This window comes from Enterobacter sp. RIT418, from assembly GCF_003057745.1.
GTDB lineage: Bacteria > Pseudomonadota > Gammaproteobacteria > Enterobacterales > Enterobacteriaceae > Enterobacter.
On sequence record NZ_QBJD02000004.1, the window covers coordinates 212,356 to 224,833 of the forward strand.

The 12,478-nt window shown below is 57.4% G+C and carries 15 protein-coding genes; 9 read left to right on the forward strand and 6 right to left on the reverse strand.

All coding sequences use genetic code 11. The features are described from left to right. Positions 1–53 precede the first annotated feature (53 nt). The 3 genes from DBY73_RS06355 to hisP are packed head-to-tail and all read left to right on the forward strand — an operon-like array spanning position 54 to position 2,235. Entirely contained in the window at positions 54–740 is a 687-nt protein-coding gene (locus DBY73_RS06355; protein ID WP_112010340.1) for a histidine ABC transporter permease HisQ, read from the forward strand. Next, positions 737–1,453: an ABC transporter permease gene (locus tag DBY73_RS06360; protein ID WP_008502590.1), complete on the forward strand. Its 717-nt coding sequence runs from the start codon at positions 737–739 to the stop codon at positions 1,451–1,453. Before DBY73_RS06355 ends, DBY73_RS06360 begins: the two co-directional genes overlap by 4 nt. 8 nt (positions 1,454–1,461) lie before the next feature. Continuing rightward, positions 1,462–2,235 (forward strand): histidine ABC transporter ATP-binding protein HisP, encoded by a 774-nt coding sequence (hisP, locus tag DBY73_RS06365; RefSeq protein WP_112010341.1) that lies wholly within the window; start codon positions 1,462–1,464, stop codon positions 2,233–2,235. A gap of 85 nt (positions 2,236–2,320) precedes the next feature. Here hisP and DBY73_RS06370 read toward each other — a convergent pair whose 3' ends face one another. The 4 genes from DBY73_RS06370 to yfcG all read right to left on the reverse strand — a co-directional run bounded on the left by DBY73_RS06370 (position 2,321) and on the right by yfcG (position 4,844). Continuing rightward, positions 2,321–2,830 carry a GNAT family N-acetyltransferase gene (locus DBY73_RS06370; RefSeq protein ID WP_112010342.1) on the reverse strand — a complete coding sequence of 170 codons (510 nt, stop codon included), beginning with the start codon at positions 2,828–2,830 and terminating at the stop codon, positions 2,321–2,323. Between the two features lie 44 nt (positions 2,831–2,874). Next, on the reverse strand, positions 2,875–3,768 hold the full coding sequence (locus DBY73_RS06375; protein ID WP_112010343.1) for a TIGR01777 family oxidoreductase: 894 nt from the start codon (positions 3,766–3,768) through the stop codon (positions 2,875–2,877). Positions 3,769–3,780: 12 nt separating this feature from the next. Then, the gene (gene folX, locus DBY73_RS06380; RefSeq protein ID WP_112010344.1) at positions 3,781–4,149 is read right to left on the reverse strand and encodes a dihydroneopterin triphosphate 2'-epimerase; all 369 of its coding nucleotides are present in this window, start codon (positions 4,147–4,149) and stop codon (positions 3,781–3,783) included. Positions 4,150–4,220: 71 nt separating this feature from the next. Next, entirely contained in the window at positions 4,221–4,844 is a 624-nt protein-coding gene (yfcG, locus tag DBY73_RS06385; RefSeq protein ID WP_112010345.1) for a GSH-dependent disulfide bond oxidoreductase, read from the reverse strand. A gap of 138 nt (positions 4,845–4,982) precedes the next feature. Between yfcG and yfcF the strand changes: the two genes are divergently transcribed. From yfcF to yfcD, 3 genes are read left to right on the forward strand one after another with little or no spacing between them, the layout of a single operon-like run. Further along, complete coding sequence (gene yfcF, locus DBY73_RS06390; protein ID WP_112010346.1) at positions 4,983–5,627, forward strand: glutathione transferase; 645 nt, start codon at positions 4,983–4,985, stop codon at positions 5,625–5,627. Positions 5,628–5,683: 56 nt separating this feature from the next. Further along, on the forward strand, positions 5,684–6,235 hold the full coding sequence (gene yfcE / locus DBY73_RS06395) for a phosphodiesterase (RefSeq protein ID WP_146745750.1): 552 nt from the start codon (positions 5,684–5,686) through the stop codon (positions 6,233–6,235). 56 nt (positions 6,236–6,291) lie between these two features. Next, a complete protein-coding gene (gene yfcD, locus DBY73_RS06400) occupies positions 6,292–6,846 on the forward strand; it encodes an NUDIX hydrolase YfcD (RefSeq protein WP_112010348.1) in 555 nt (184 codons plus the stop codon). 118 nt (positions 6,847–6,964) lie between these two features. Here yfcD and pta read toward each other — a convergent pair whose 3' ends face one another. Continuing rightward, positions 6,965–9,106: a phosphate acetyltransferase gene (pta, locus tag DBY73_RS06405; protein ID WP_112010349.1), complete on the reverse strand. Its 2,142-nt coding sequence runs from the start codon at positions 9,104–9,106 to the stop codon at positions 6,965–6,967. A 75-nt stretch (positions 9,107–9,181) separates the two neighbouring features. After that, on the reverse strand, positions 9,182–10,384 hold the full coding sequence (gene ackA, locus DBY73_RS06410; RefSeq protein ID WP_112010350.1) for an acetate kinase: 1,203 nt from the start codon (positions 10,382–10,384) through the stop codon (positions 9,182–9,184). 336 nt (positions 10,385–10,720) lie between these two features. Between ackA and yfbV the strand changes: the two genes are divergently transcribed. The 3 genes from yfbV to DBY73_RS06425 all read left to right on the forward strand — a co-directional run bounded on the left by yfbV (position 10,721) and on the right by DBY73_RS06425 (position 12,434). After that, a complete protein-coding gene (gene yfbV / locus DBY73_RS06415; RefSeq protein WP_112010351.1) occupies positions 10,721–11,176 on the forward strand; it encodes a terminus macrodomain insulation protein YfbV in 456 nt (151 codons plus the stop codon). Between the two features lie 92 nt (positions 11,177–11,268). Then, positions 11,269–11,763, forward strand: coding sequence for a YfbU family protein (locus tag DBY73_RS06420; protein WP_112010352.1), 495 nt, complete (start codon positions 11,269–11,271; stop codon positions 11,761–11,763). Positions 11,764–11,774: 11 nt separating this feature from the next. Continuing rightward, positions 11,775–12,434, forward strand: coding sequence for a sugar phosphatase (locus DBY73_RS06425; protein ID WP_112010353.1), 660 nt, complete (start codon positions 11,775–11,777; stop codon positions 12,432–12,434). Positions 12,435–12,478: the final 44 nt, after the last annotated feature.

Consider the following 12,478-nt stretch of genomic DNA (forward strand, 5'->3'; position numbering starts at 1 on the left):
AAGGGAGGGGAAAAGACACGGATTACCACTCACGACACGACAGGGCACGCGGTATGCTGTACGGATTTTCTGGCGTTATTCTACAAGGCGCGCTTGTCACCCTTGAGCTGGCTATCAGCTCCGTGGTACTGGCGGTGCTGATAGGGCTGGCAGGCGCGGGGGCGAAGCTATCGGCTAATAAACCGTTGGCTCTGATTTTTGAAGGCTATACCACGCTGATCCGCGGCGTTCCCGATCTGGTGCTGATGCTGCTGATTTTTTACGGCCTGCAGATTGCCCTGAACGGCGTCACGGATGCGGTCGGCATGGACCAGATCGATATCGACCCGATGGTGGCCGGTATCATCACCCTCGGCTTCATCTACGGCGCGTACTTCACCGAAACCTTCCGCGGTGCCTATATGGCGGTGCCGAAAGGCCATATCGAAGCGGCGACCGCCTTTGGCTTTACCGCGTCGCAGACGTTTCGCCGGATTATGTTCCCGGCCATGATGCGCTACGCGCTGCCTGGCATCGGTAACAACTGGCAGGTTATCCTCAAGGCTACCGCGCTGGTCTCTCTGCTCGGCCTGGAAGACGTGGTGAAAGCCACCCAGCTCGCCGGAAAAAGCACCTGGGAGCCTTTCTACTTTGCGGTAGTGTGCGGCGTAATTTATCTGGTCTTTACGACCGTCTCCAATGGTGTGCTGCTTCTGCTCGAACGTCGCTACTCCGTGGGTGTGAAGAGGGCTGACCTGTGATTGAGATTATTCAGGAATACTGGAAATCCCTGCTGTGGACGGACGGCTATCGCTTTACGGGCGTGGCGATCACCCTGTGGCTGCTGATCTCCTCCGTGGTGATGGGCGGCATTTTGGCGGTGTTTTTGGCGATTGGCCGCGTGTCGAACAATAAATTTATCCAGTTCCCCATCTGGCTGTTTACCTACGTGTTTCGCGGTACGCCGCTCTACGTGCAGCTGCTGGTCTTCTATTCGGGCATGTACACGCTGGAGATTGTGAAAGGCACGGAAATGCTCAACGCCTTCTTCCGCAGCGGCCTGAACTGTACGGTGCTGGCGCTCACGCTAAATACCTGCGCCTATACCACCGAGATTTTCGCCGGTGCCATTCGCTCCGTACCGTACGGCGAGATCGAAGCGGCGCGCGCGTACGGCTTCTCGTCGGTGAAGCTGTATCGCTGCATTATCCTGCCGTCGGCGCTGCGCATCGCGCTGCCCGCCTACAGCAATGAAGTGATTTTAATGCTGCACTCTACCGCGCTGGCCTTTACCGCGACGGTGCCGGACCTGCTTAAGATCGCCCGCGATATCAACTCCGCGACCTATCAGCCGTTTACCGCCTTCGGCATTGCGGCGGTGCTTTATCTGATCATTTCTTACGTCCTGATCAGCCTGTTCCGCAAGGCGGAAAAACGCTGGTTGCAGCACATAAAACCTTCTTCGACGCACTGAGAACTATGATGGCTGAGAACAAATTAAACGTTATTGATTTGCACAAACGCTACGGCGAACACGAAGTGCTGAAAGGGGTCTCGCTGCAGGCGAACGCGGGGGACGTAATCAGCATTATCGGCTCGTCCGGTTCGGGTAAAAGTACCTTCCTGCGCTGCATCAACTTCCTCGAAAAGCCGAGCGAAGGGACGATTGTGGTGAGCGGGCAGAATATTAACCTGGTGCGGGATAAAGACGGGCAGCTGAAAGTGGCGGACAAAAACCAGCTGCGCCTGCTGCGCACCCGCCTGACGATGGTCTTCCAGCACTTTAACCTCTGGAGCCATATGACTGTGCTGGAGAACGTGATGGAAGCGCCGATTCAGGTGCTGGGCTTAAGCAAGCAGGAAGCCCGCGAGCGCGCGGTGAAATACCTGGCGAAGGTAGGCATCGACGAGCGCCAGCAGATTAAGTACCCGGTGCATCTCTCCGGCGGACAGCAGCAGCGCGTCTCTATTGCCCGCGCGCTGGCGATGGAGCCGGAAGTGCTGCTGTTTGACGAACCCACCTCGGCGCTGGATCCGGAACTCGTCGGCGAAGTGCTGCGCATCATGCAGAAGCTGGCCGAAGAGGGCAAAACCATGGTGGTGGTCACGCACGAAATGGGCTTCGCCCGCAACGTCTCTAACCACGTCATTTTCCTGCATCAGGGAAAAATCGAGGAGCAGGGCCATCCGGACGAGGTGTTAGCGAATCCGCAGAGCCCGCGCCTGCAGCAGTTCCTGAAAGGATCGCTGAAGTAGCTTTCTTGCCCGCTGGCGCTGCGCTTGCCGGGCCTGCGGGATGGGTGTTCTCCCTCTCCCCGTGGGAGAGGGCTGGGTGGGGGCATCATAACGCACCGCACTCCAGCCGGTACACCCAGTCGTCGTAGCGCACGCCGTCTATCTCATACGCCTTTTCCAGCACCTGCGTGCGCACAAAGCCCGCTTTCTCCAGCACCCGCACCGATCCGCCGTTGTCCGCCAGCACGTAAGCGTTAATCGCCTTCACGCCGATCTGGCTAAACGCGTAGCCGCATACCGCGCTCAGCGCCTCGCTGGCGATTCCTTTTCCCTGCGCGGCGGGCACTACCGTATAGCCAACATCCGCTTCCTCGCGATTTTCCGTGCTGATCTGCAGGCCTATATCACCGAGCGGCGTGGCGTCGTCGCGCAGGCGGATCACAAAGACGTGGGCGGCGGTAAGGCGCGCGGCAAACACGCGTCGGGTCTCTTTTTCCGGCGCGATGGCGGCCATATAGCGCATGATGCTGCGATCTTCGCGCAGCGTGCGGAAGAACGCCCAGTCAGAGGGTTCGAAAGGAGCGAGGATAAGTCGAGGGGTGGTGATGATTGCCATTGTTACGCCATTTCATCTGAACATGGCGTATCACTGTAACATATTCACCGCACTACATCCCCCAGCGCCTCTTCCAGGTCATACCAGCGAAAGGCAAATCCTGCGGCCTCCAGCCTTTTTGGCAGCGCGCGTTGTCCGCCCAGCACCAGCACCGATGATTCGCCCATCAGCAGGCGGATCGCCGTGGCCGGCACACGCAAAATCGCAGGACGATGCAGGGCGTGACCGAGCGCGTGGGCAAACTGTTCGTTGCGCACCGGGTAGGGGGAAACCATATTGAACGGCCCCCGCAGGTCGTTATCCAGCAGCCAGATAATGCCGTTCACCATATCGTCGATATGTATCCAGGCAAGATACTGACGCCCATTACCGATGGGGCCGCCAAGGCCCATCTTAAACGCGGGGAGCATTTTGCCCAGTATGCCTCCCTTGGGGGCGAGGACGACGCCGGTGCGCAGCAGGCAGACGCGCGTTTTATCGCTCTGCGCGGCGCTGGCGATTTGCTCCCAGCGGGCGCAGAGCTTGTGGGTAAATTCGTTATGCGGCGGTTCTTCTTCCGTCACCACCACTTCGCCGAGATCGCCGTAGTAGCCCGCCGCCGAGCCGGAAATGAGCACCGACGGCGGCGCGTCGCTGTTGCGGATAAGCTCTACCAGCCTTTCGGTAATGTTCCACCGGCTGTGGCACAGGCGCTGCTTTTGCTCCTCGGTCCAGCGCTTGTCGGCAATCGGCTCGCCCGCAAGGTTGATGACGGCGTCGAAGCCGTTAAGATTCTGCTGTTCGGCCAGCCCCTTCCAGATGTCGATCCCCGCCCCCAGCGCCTGACGCGCTTTTTCCGGGCTGCGCGTCACCACCGTGATGTCGTGGTGCAGCGCCTGCAGGCGAGGAATAAGGTGGCGCCCAATCAGGCCCGTGCCGCCGGTCAGCAAAATCTTCATACGACCTCCAGTTTACGCCTCGCGCTGCCAGCTTAACGTCATCGAGACGGAGTCGGCGTAGCGCAGGGCGTGCAGTTTATCGATCTCAACTTCAGCATAAGTGACCCAGTGATGTTCACGTGCGATGTCGAGCACATCCTGAGTTAATTTTTCCAGCAGGTAGAAACGGTTGTTCTCAACGTACCGGATGATGCTTTTGGTAATGGTGCGGTAGTTCAGCGCGTCGTTGATGTCTTCGCTGGCGCGCGCCTTGTCCGCCGGGTAGTGGATCGCCACGTTGATCACGATATCCTGACGGTTGGCGATCTCTTCGTCTTTAATGCCAATGAACGTCCGTAAGCGTAAGTTTTTTATGCGAATAATTGCATCAGGCTGCGACATTGCAGGTCTTCTCCATGTCATTATTTCCTCCATGATACATGAGGAAATAATTTGCGCCCATCTCGCTAAATCTACTGTATTTTCTGCATCGCCCGCGCTGTGGCCGGGCGCGTGCGGATGCGCTCGAACCAGTTGTTGATCGCAGGAAAGGCGGCCAGGTCGATGCGGTGGCGCTCGTGCGTATTGATCCACGGCCAGCAGGCGATATCGGCAATGCTGTAGTGCTCCCCGCCCAGCCAGGGCGTTTTCTCCAGCTGACGGTTAAGTACGCCATAAAGCCGCTGGGTTTCAACCTGAAAGCGCTCAATGGCATACGGGATAGGCTGCGGGGCGTAGGCGGTGAAGTGATGGTTTTGCCCGAGCATCGGCCCCAGCCCGCTCGACTGCCAGAAAAGCCATTGCAGCGTGTGGTGGCGCTCGCGCAGCTCACCGCTCAGCAGCGTACCCGTTTTCTCGGCGAGATAGAGCAGGATCTCCCCGGATTCAAACAGGCTCAGCGGCCTGCCGCCGTCAGCGGGAAGGTGATCGATGATGGCCGGAATTTTATTGTTTGGGGAGATGGCTAAAAACAGGGGGCCGAACTGTTCTCCCTTGCCAATATCGACAGGGATAATGCGGTAATCCAGCTCGGCTTCCTCCAGAAAGAGCGTAATTTTATGGCCGTTAGGGGTAGGGGCATAATAGAGATCTATCATTCTCAACTCCTGTCAGTGCGAAAAGTGATGCCATAACACGAGTATAGGTGCTTGTTGCAGGTCGTGAGTTTTCATCAAGTGACAGCGGGGCAAAGAGATTATATGTTGAGTAAAAACCGATCAGCCGATGAGGATGTTATGAACCAGCCTGCAATAACCCTGTGGTCCGATGCCAGCTTCTTTTCACCATATGTTTTAAGCGCGTACGTGGCGCTGGCCGAGAAAGGGTTGGCGTTTACCCTGAAGAGCATCGATCTGGACCGCGGTGAGCATTTGCAGCCGCAGTGGCAGGGCTATGCCCTGACCCGGCGCGTGCCGGTGCTGGACATTGAGGGCTTTGAGCTGAGTGAATCTTCGGCGATCGACGAGTACCTGGAAGATCGCTTTGCGCCGCCGGAGTGGGAGCGAATCTATCCTCACGATCTGCAAAAGCGCGCGCGTGCGCGTCAGATCCAGGCGTGGCTGCGCAGCGATCTGGTGCCGATTCGCGTGGAGCGCTCTACCGACGTGGTTTTTGCCGGCGTCAAAAAACCAGCGTTAAGCGCGGAGGGGCTGGCAAGCGCCCAAAAGCTGATTGATACCGCCACCTCGCTGTTGGATCACGGCAACCCGAATCTCTTCGGCGAGTGGTGTATTGCGGACACCGATCTGGCGCTAATGCTCAACCGGCTGATCCTCAACGGCGACGCCGTGCCGCAGCTGCTGGTGGACTATGCCGCATTCCAGTGGCAGCGCGCGTCGGTGCAGCGTTTTGTCGCTCTCTCGGCGAAGCGCGCGGGCTGATTCAGCCGGACGCTTACGGTATAATAAGGGCAGTCTGTTTTCTCAAGGAGTAACTGATGAAACTGATGTTTGCATCGGATATCCACGGATCGCTCCCCGCGACCGAGCGCGTCCTCTCGCTGTTTGACCAAAGCGACGCCCGGTGGCTGGTGATACTTGGCGACGTCCTAAACCACGGTCCGCGCAATGCGCTGCCGGAGGGCTATGCTCCCGCACGGGTGGCGGAAAAGCTTAACCCGTACGCGTCCCGCATCATTGCCGTGCGCGGCAACTGCGACAGCGAAGTGGACCAGATGCTGCTGCAATTCCCCATTACCGCACCGTGGCAGCAGGCGCTGCTGGAAACGTGCCGCCTCTTTTTGACTCACGGTCACCTTTTTGGCCCCGACAACCCGCCGCCTCTCGCGGCTGGCGATGTCCTGGTTTATGGCCATACTCATATTCCGGTGGCGGAAAAACGCGGCGAGATATATCACTTTAACCCCGGCTCGGTCAGCATTCCAAAAGGGGGCTATCCGGCGAGCTATGGCATGCTGGTGGATAATTCATTACGCGTTATCGCACTTAATGATCAGCAAGTTATTGCGCAGGTAGCGATTAATCCGTAAGTTACACCTCAACTGCAAACGCGCCGAAAGAGCGCTTAGATAGAGAAGGTTTCCCGATGGTGGAGCAGAGTCATTTGGCGAGTACAGAGTGGGTTGACATTGTCAGCGAAGAGAATGAAGTGATCGCGCAGGCTAGCCGCGCACAAATGCGCGCAGAGCGCCTGCGCCACCGCGCAACGTATATTGTGGTGCATGACGGCATGGGTAAAATCCTGGTCCAGCGCCGCACGGATACCAAAGATTTCCTTCCCGGCATGCTGGACGCCACCGCGGGCGGCGTCGTGCAGGCGGATGAAGTGCTGCTGGACTCCGCGCGCCGCGAAGCCGAAGAAGAGTTAGGCATTGCCGGCGTGCCGTTCGCCGAGCACGGGCAGTTCTATTTCGAAGATGAACACTGTCGCGTCTGGGGCGGACTGTTTAGCTGCGTCTCCCACGGGCCTTTCGCGCTCCAGGAAGAAGAGGTCAGCGAGGTGAGCTGGATGACGCCGGAAGAGATCACCGCGCGCTGCGATGAGTTCACGCCGGATTCGCTAAAAGCGCTAGCGCTGTGGATGACCCGTAACGCGAAAAATGAATCGACGAAGCCTGAGAAAGAGGAAGAGGCCGAGTAGGTCTGAACGCTGGCTGGAAATAAAAAAGGCGACCCGATTACGTGGTCGCCTTTTTTGTGCCCGATTCGGCCTATAAAACCGTAGGCCCGGTAAGCGCGAGCGCCACCGGGCTTTTAGCTTACTGCTGCTGTGAAGACTGAATCGCGGTCAGTGCAATGGTATAGACGATATCGTCTACCAGCGCACCGCGGGACAGGTCGTTCACCGGCTTGCGCATACCCTGCAGCATTGGCCCGATGGAGATCAGGTCGGCAGAACGCTGTACCGCTTTGTAGGTGGTGTTACCGGTGTTCAGATCCGGGAAGATGAACACGGTAGCGCGACCGGCAACCGGCGAGTTCGGCGCTTTGGATTTTGCCACGTCAGCCATCACGGCGGCGTCGTACTGCAGCGGGCCGTCGATCATCAGGTCAGGACGTTTTTCCTGCGCAATACGGGTTGCTTCACGCACTTTCTCTACGTCGCTGCCCGCGCCGGAGGTGCCGGTGGAGTAGGAGAGCATCGCCACGCGCGGCTCGATGCCGAAGGCAGTCGCGGAATCTGCGGACTGGATAGCGATCTCAGCCAGCTGCTCTGCGGTTGGATCCGGGTTGATCGCGCAGTCGCCGTAAACGTAAACCTGTTCAGGCAGCAGCATGAAGAACACGGAGGAGACCAGAGAGCTGCCCGGTGCGGTTTTGATCAGCTGCAGCGGTGGACGGATGGTGTTTGCGGTGGTGTGAACCGCACCGGAAACCAGGCCGTCAACTTCGTCCTGCTCAAGCATCAGCGTGCCCAGCACAACGTTGTCTTCCAGCTGCTCGCGCGCAACGGCTTCGGTCATGCCCTTGCTCTTACGCAGCTCAACCAGACGCGCAACGTAGCTTTCGCGAACCACTTCCGGGTCAACGATTTCGATGCCAGCGCCCAGTTCAACGCCCTGAGAGGCCGCCACGCGGTTGATCTCGTCAGGGTTACCCAGCAGCACACAGGTCGCGATGCCGCGCTCTGCGCAGATAGCCGCTGCTTTAACGGTACGCGGTTCGTCGCCTTCTGGCAGAACAACGCGTTTGCCCGCTTTGCGCGCCAGCTCGGTCAGCTGGTAACGGAAGGCTGGCGGAGACAGACGACGGCTACGTTCGGAGGTCGCGGTCAGGGATTCGATCCAGTCTGCGTTGATGTAGCCCGCAACGTATTCCTGTACTTTCTCAATGCGTTCGTGGTCGTCAACCGGCACTTCCAGGTTGAAGCTCTGCAGGCTCAGGGAGGTCTGCCAGGTGTTGGTGTTCACCATGAAGACCGGCAGGCCGGTCGCAAACGCGCGTTCGCACAGCTTGCTCACGCGCGGATCCATCTCGTACGCGCCGGTCAGCAGGATGGCGCCGATTTCAACGCCGTTCATCGCGGCCAGGCACGCTGCAACCAGCACGTCAGGACGGTCAGCGGAGGTCACCAGCAGGGAACCTGCACGGAAGTGTTCCAGCATGTGCGGAATGCTGCGCGCGCAGAAGGTCACGGACTTAACGCGGCGAGTGTTAATGTCGCCTTCGTTGATTACCGTAGCGTTCAGGTGGCGCGCCATGTCGATTGCACGGGTCGCAATCAGGTCGAAGCTCCACGGCACCGCGCCCAGCACCGGCAGCGGGCTGGATTCCTGCAGGGTTGCCGGGTCAACTTTAACCACTTTCGCTTTAGACGAGTCGTCGAAGATCTCGGACAGGTCAGGACGAGTGCGGCCTTGCTCATCAACCGGAGCGTTCAGTTTGTTAACGATAACGCCGGTGATGTTGCTGTTTTTCGCGCCGCCGAAGCTGCTGCGGGTCAGCTCGATGCGCTCTTTCAGCTGTTCCTGGGTATCGGTACCCTGGGACATCACGAAGACGATTTCTGCGTTCAGCGTTTTCGCGATTTCGAAGTTCAGAGACTGCGCAAACTGGTGTTTGCGGGTCGGCACCAGGCCTTCAACCAGCACCACTTCCGCATCTTGGGTATTCGCGTGGTAGTTGGCGATGATCTCTTCCATCAGCACGTCTTTCTGGTTGCTGGACAGCAGAGATTCAACGTGGCTCATCTTCAGCGGTTCAGCCGCTGGCAGACTGGAGTTCTTGCGAACGATGGAGGTCGTCTGGTCTGGCGCATCGCCACCGGCGCGAGGCTGGGCGATAGGCTTAAAGACGCTCAGACGAACGCCTTTACGTTCCATAGCACGGATCACGCCAAGGCTGACGCTGGTCAGGCCGACGCTGGTTCCGGTAGGGATCAGCATAATTGTACGGGACACGGTTTATCCTCTTTCGTTACCGCCAAACGGGGCGGGCTACAAAACAGCACCGCCAGCATTGCTGGCGGTGTGGAATCAGGCAGTCAGGCGGTTCGCGTCTTGCGCGATGACCAGCTCTTCGTTGGTTGGGATAACCAGCGCAGGACGGGTGCCTTCTTTGTTGATGAAGCCAGACTTGCCGAAGCGGGCAGCCAGGTTACGCTCGTGATCGACTTCAAAGCCCAGAACGCCCAGTTTGCCCAGGGACAGTTCACGAACCATCGCCGCGTTTTCACCGATACCGCCGGTGAAGACTACCGCGTCCAGACGACCGTCCATCAGCGCGGTGTAAGAGCCGATGTATTTCGCCAGGCGGTGGCAGTAAACGTCCATTGCGCGCTTAGCGTCTGCTTTGCTGTCGTAGTTGTCTTCAACGTAACGGCAGTCGCTGGTCACTTCGGTCAGACCCAGCAGGCCAGACTCTTTGGTCAGCATTTTGTTGATGTCATCAACGCTCATGCCCAGGTTGTCGTGCAGGAAGAAGATGATCGCCGGGTCGATGTCACCGGTGCGGGTGCCCATCACCAGGCCTTCCAGCGGGGTCAGACCCATGGAGGTATCAACACATTCACCGTTGCGGATTGCAGAAACGGAACCCCCGTTGCCCAGGTGGCAGGTGATGATGTTCAGCTCTTCAACCGGCTTGTTCAGGGTTTTAGCGGCTTCCTGAGTCACATAGTAGTGGCTGGTACCGTGGAAGCCGTAACGACGAACGCCGTGCTCTTTATACAGGTTGTACGGCAGGGCGTAGAGGTAAGACTCTTCCGGCATGGTCTGATGGAACGCGGTGTCGAACACGGCCACGTTTTTGTCTTTCAGATGTGGGAAGGATTTCAGCGCTTCAGTGATACCGATCAGGTGAGCCGGGTTGTGCAGTGGCGCAAACGGCGCCGCATCTTTGATGCCCTGAATCACGGTCTCGTCGATAATCACAGATTTGGTGTATTTTTCGCCGCCGTGGACGATACGGTGACCAATCGCAGTCAGCTGAGCAGACAGTTCTGGTTTTTGTGCCAGAATAGTGTTAACGATAAAGTTCAGCGCTTCACTGTGAGCGGCGCCTGCACCTAAAGCCGCTTCTTGTTTGCTGCCGTCCATCTTCCACTTGATACGTGCTTCAGGCAGATGGAAACATTCGGCCAAACCAGAGAGGTATTCTTCGCCGTTCAGCGCATCGATGATGGCAAATTTGAGGGAAGAACTACCGCAGTTCAGAACCAGTACTAACTTACTCGACATGGAAGTACCTATTATTGATACGTGGCTAAAAAAACGTCAGTGAGTCTAAAAGCGTAACGCATGATGACCCAGACATTTATGATTAACATCATGTCAGGCGAACTTTCTGGCATGATGGAAGAAATACATATGATTTTATGCCATTTTGAACATTTTTCAGGCAATGGCATAATATGCGATAATTTGACGAGTTAAAGATTCTCGTCTAAGGCCGCATCGGCTGGCACAGGATACCTGATACGCGGTATCGATGACAAAATATTTTGAACGTTGTCATAGCCGGTTGTGGTTTTGCAGAAAAATTTTAATTTTTATACGTGAAGTTGAGGTACAGCCATGTCGACACCCGAAATCCCGCCCGTGAACTTCTTCAGCCTGTTTCGACGGGGGCAGCATTATTCAAAGACGTGGCCGATGGAAAAGCGCCTCGCGCCAATGTTCATTGATAATCGCGCGATCCGCGCCACGCGCTATGCGATCCGCTTTATGCCGCCTGTGGCGATCTTCACGCTGTGCTGGCAAATCGCGCTGGGCGGTCAGCTTGGCCCGGCCGTGGCGACCGCGCTTTTTGCGCTCAGCCTGCCGATGCAGGGCCTCTGGTGGTTAGGCAAACGCTCGGTTACGCCGCTCCCGCCTTCTATTTTACACTGGTTTTACGAAGTGCGCGGTAAACTTGAGGAAGCAGGGCAGGCGCTGGCGCCTGTTGAAGGCAAGCCGGATTACCAGGCGCTAGCCGACACCCTCAAGCGGGCTTTTAAGCAGCTTGATAAAACATTCCTCGATGATTTGTGATTGATCATCGAAACAATGAATAAAAGAAGGCACAGTAACCCCCTGTTACCGTGTCTTTTTTTTCAAGTGCAATGCGCTACAGGAGTCGAAAGATGGAAATGACCCATGCTCAACGTCTGATTTTGTCTAATCAGTACAAAATGATGACTATGCTTGATCCCGATAACGCTGAGCGCTACAGCCGCTTGCAGACCATCGTCGAACGCGGGTTTGGCCTGCAGATGCGCGAGCTGGATCGTGAGTTCGGCGAGCTGAAGGAAGAAACCTGCCGCATCGTTATCGACATCATGGAGATGTACCACGCGCTGCACGTGTCGTGGACCAATCTGATGGACCCGCAGTCCATCGACGAGCGACGCGTGACCTTCCTGGGCTTTGATGCCGCAACGGAAGCGCGCTACCTGAGCTATGTCCGCTTTATGGTTAACACCGAAGGGCGCTATACCCACTTCGATGCGGGCACGCACGGTTTCAACGCCCAAACGCCGATGTGGGATAAATACCAGCGCATGCTGAGCGTGTGGCACTCCTGCCCGCGCCAGTACCATTTAAGCAGCAACGAAATTCAACAAATCATTAATGCCTGACGGAGGTGCGTGTGCAGTGTAAAGGTTTTCTGTTTGATCTGGACGGTACGCTGGTGGACTCGCTGCCGGTAGTGGAGCGCTCATGGTGCCATTGGGCCGACAGGCACGGCATCGACCATCAAGAGGTACTGGATTTTATCCATGGCAAACAGGCCATTACCTCACTGAGACACTTTCTGGCCGGGCGCTCTGAGGAAGAGATTCAGTCAGAGTTTACCTATCTTGAGCAGATTGAGGCTACGGATACGAACGGCATCACCGCGCTGCCGGGGGCGCGCGAGCTGCTGGAGCATCTGAACGAAGCTCAGATCCCGTGGGCTATCGTCACTTCCGGCTCTATTCCCGTTGCCCACGCGCGCCACAGGGCGGCGGGCTTACCGACGCCGGAAGTGTTCATCACCGCCGAGCGCGTGAAGCGCGGCAAGCCGGAGCCGGATGCGTTTCTCCTTGGCGCTGAACTGCTAGGCCTTACTCCCGCTGAGTGCGTGGTAGTGGAAGACGCTGCGGCTGGGGTGCTGGCCGGGCTGAACGCCGGGAGTCACGTCATTGCCATTAACGTTCCGGCGGGGTCTCCCCGGCTGAGTGAGGCGGACTTTGTGCTGGATTCTCTGACGGCACTGGCGGTGTCTAAGGCGCCTGATGGCGTTGTAACCGTCTCGCTAAAAATGTAATCCCATGATTTAGCCCCACGTTGCTGGGGCTTTTTTATGGCAAA

What these genes read in the sequence shown, in the direction of transcription:
- DBY73_RS06355 (WP_112010340.1), top strand. Translation starts at nt 54, where the DNA reads ATGCTGTACGGATTTTCTGGCGTTATTCTACAAGGCGCGCTTGTCACC.
- hisP (WP_112010341.1), top strand. Translation starts at nt 1,462, where the DNA reads ATGGCTGAGAACAAATTAAACGTTATTGATTTGCACAAACGCTACGGC.
- DBY73_RS06370 (WP_112010342.1), bottom strand. Translation starts at nt 2,830, where the DNA reads ATGGCAATCATCACCACCCCTCGACTTATCCTCGCTCCTTTCGAACCC.
- DBY73_RS06375 (WP_112010343.1), bottom strand. Translation starts at nt 3,768, where the DNA reads ATGAAGATTTTGCTGACCGGCGGCACGGGCCTGATTGGGCGCCACCTT.
- folX (WP_112010344.1), bottom strand. Translation starts at nt 4,149, where the DNA reads ATGTCGCAGCCTGATGCAATTATTCGCATAAAAAACTTACGCTTACGG.
- yfcG (WP_112010345.1), bottom strand. Translation starts at nt 4,844, where the DNA reads ATGATAGATCTCTATTATGCCCCTACCCCTAACGGCCATAAAATTACG.
- yfcF (WP_112010346.1), top strand. Translation starts at nt 4,983, where the DNA reads ATGAACCAGCCTGCAATAACCCTGTGGTCCGATGCCAGCTTCTTTTCA.
- yfcE (WP_146745750.1), top strand. Translation starts at nt 5,684, where the DNA reads ATGAAACTGATGTTTGCATCGGATATCCACGGATCGCTCCCCGCGACC.
- yfcD (WP_112010348.1), top strand. Translation starts at nt 6,292, where the DNA reads ATGGTGGAGCAGAGTCATTTGGCGAGTACAGAGTGGGTTGACATTGTC.
- ackA (WP_112010350.1), bottom strand. Translation starts at nt 10,384, where the DNA reads ATGTCGAGTAAGTTAGTACTGGTTCTGAACTGCGGTAGTTCTTCCCTC.
- yfbV (WP_112010351.1), top strand. Translation starts at nt 10,721, where the DNA reads ATGTCGACACCCGAAATCCCGCCCGTGAACTTCTTCAGCCTGTTTCGA.
- DBY73_RS06420 (WP_112010352.1), top strand. Translation starts at nt 11,269, where the DNA reads ATGGAAATGACCCATGCTCAACGTCTGATTTTGTCTAATCAGTACAAA.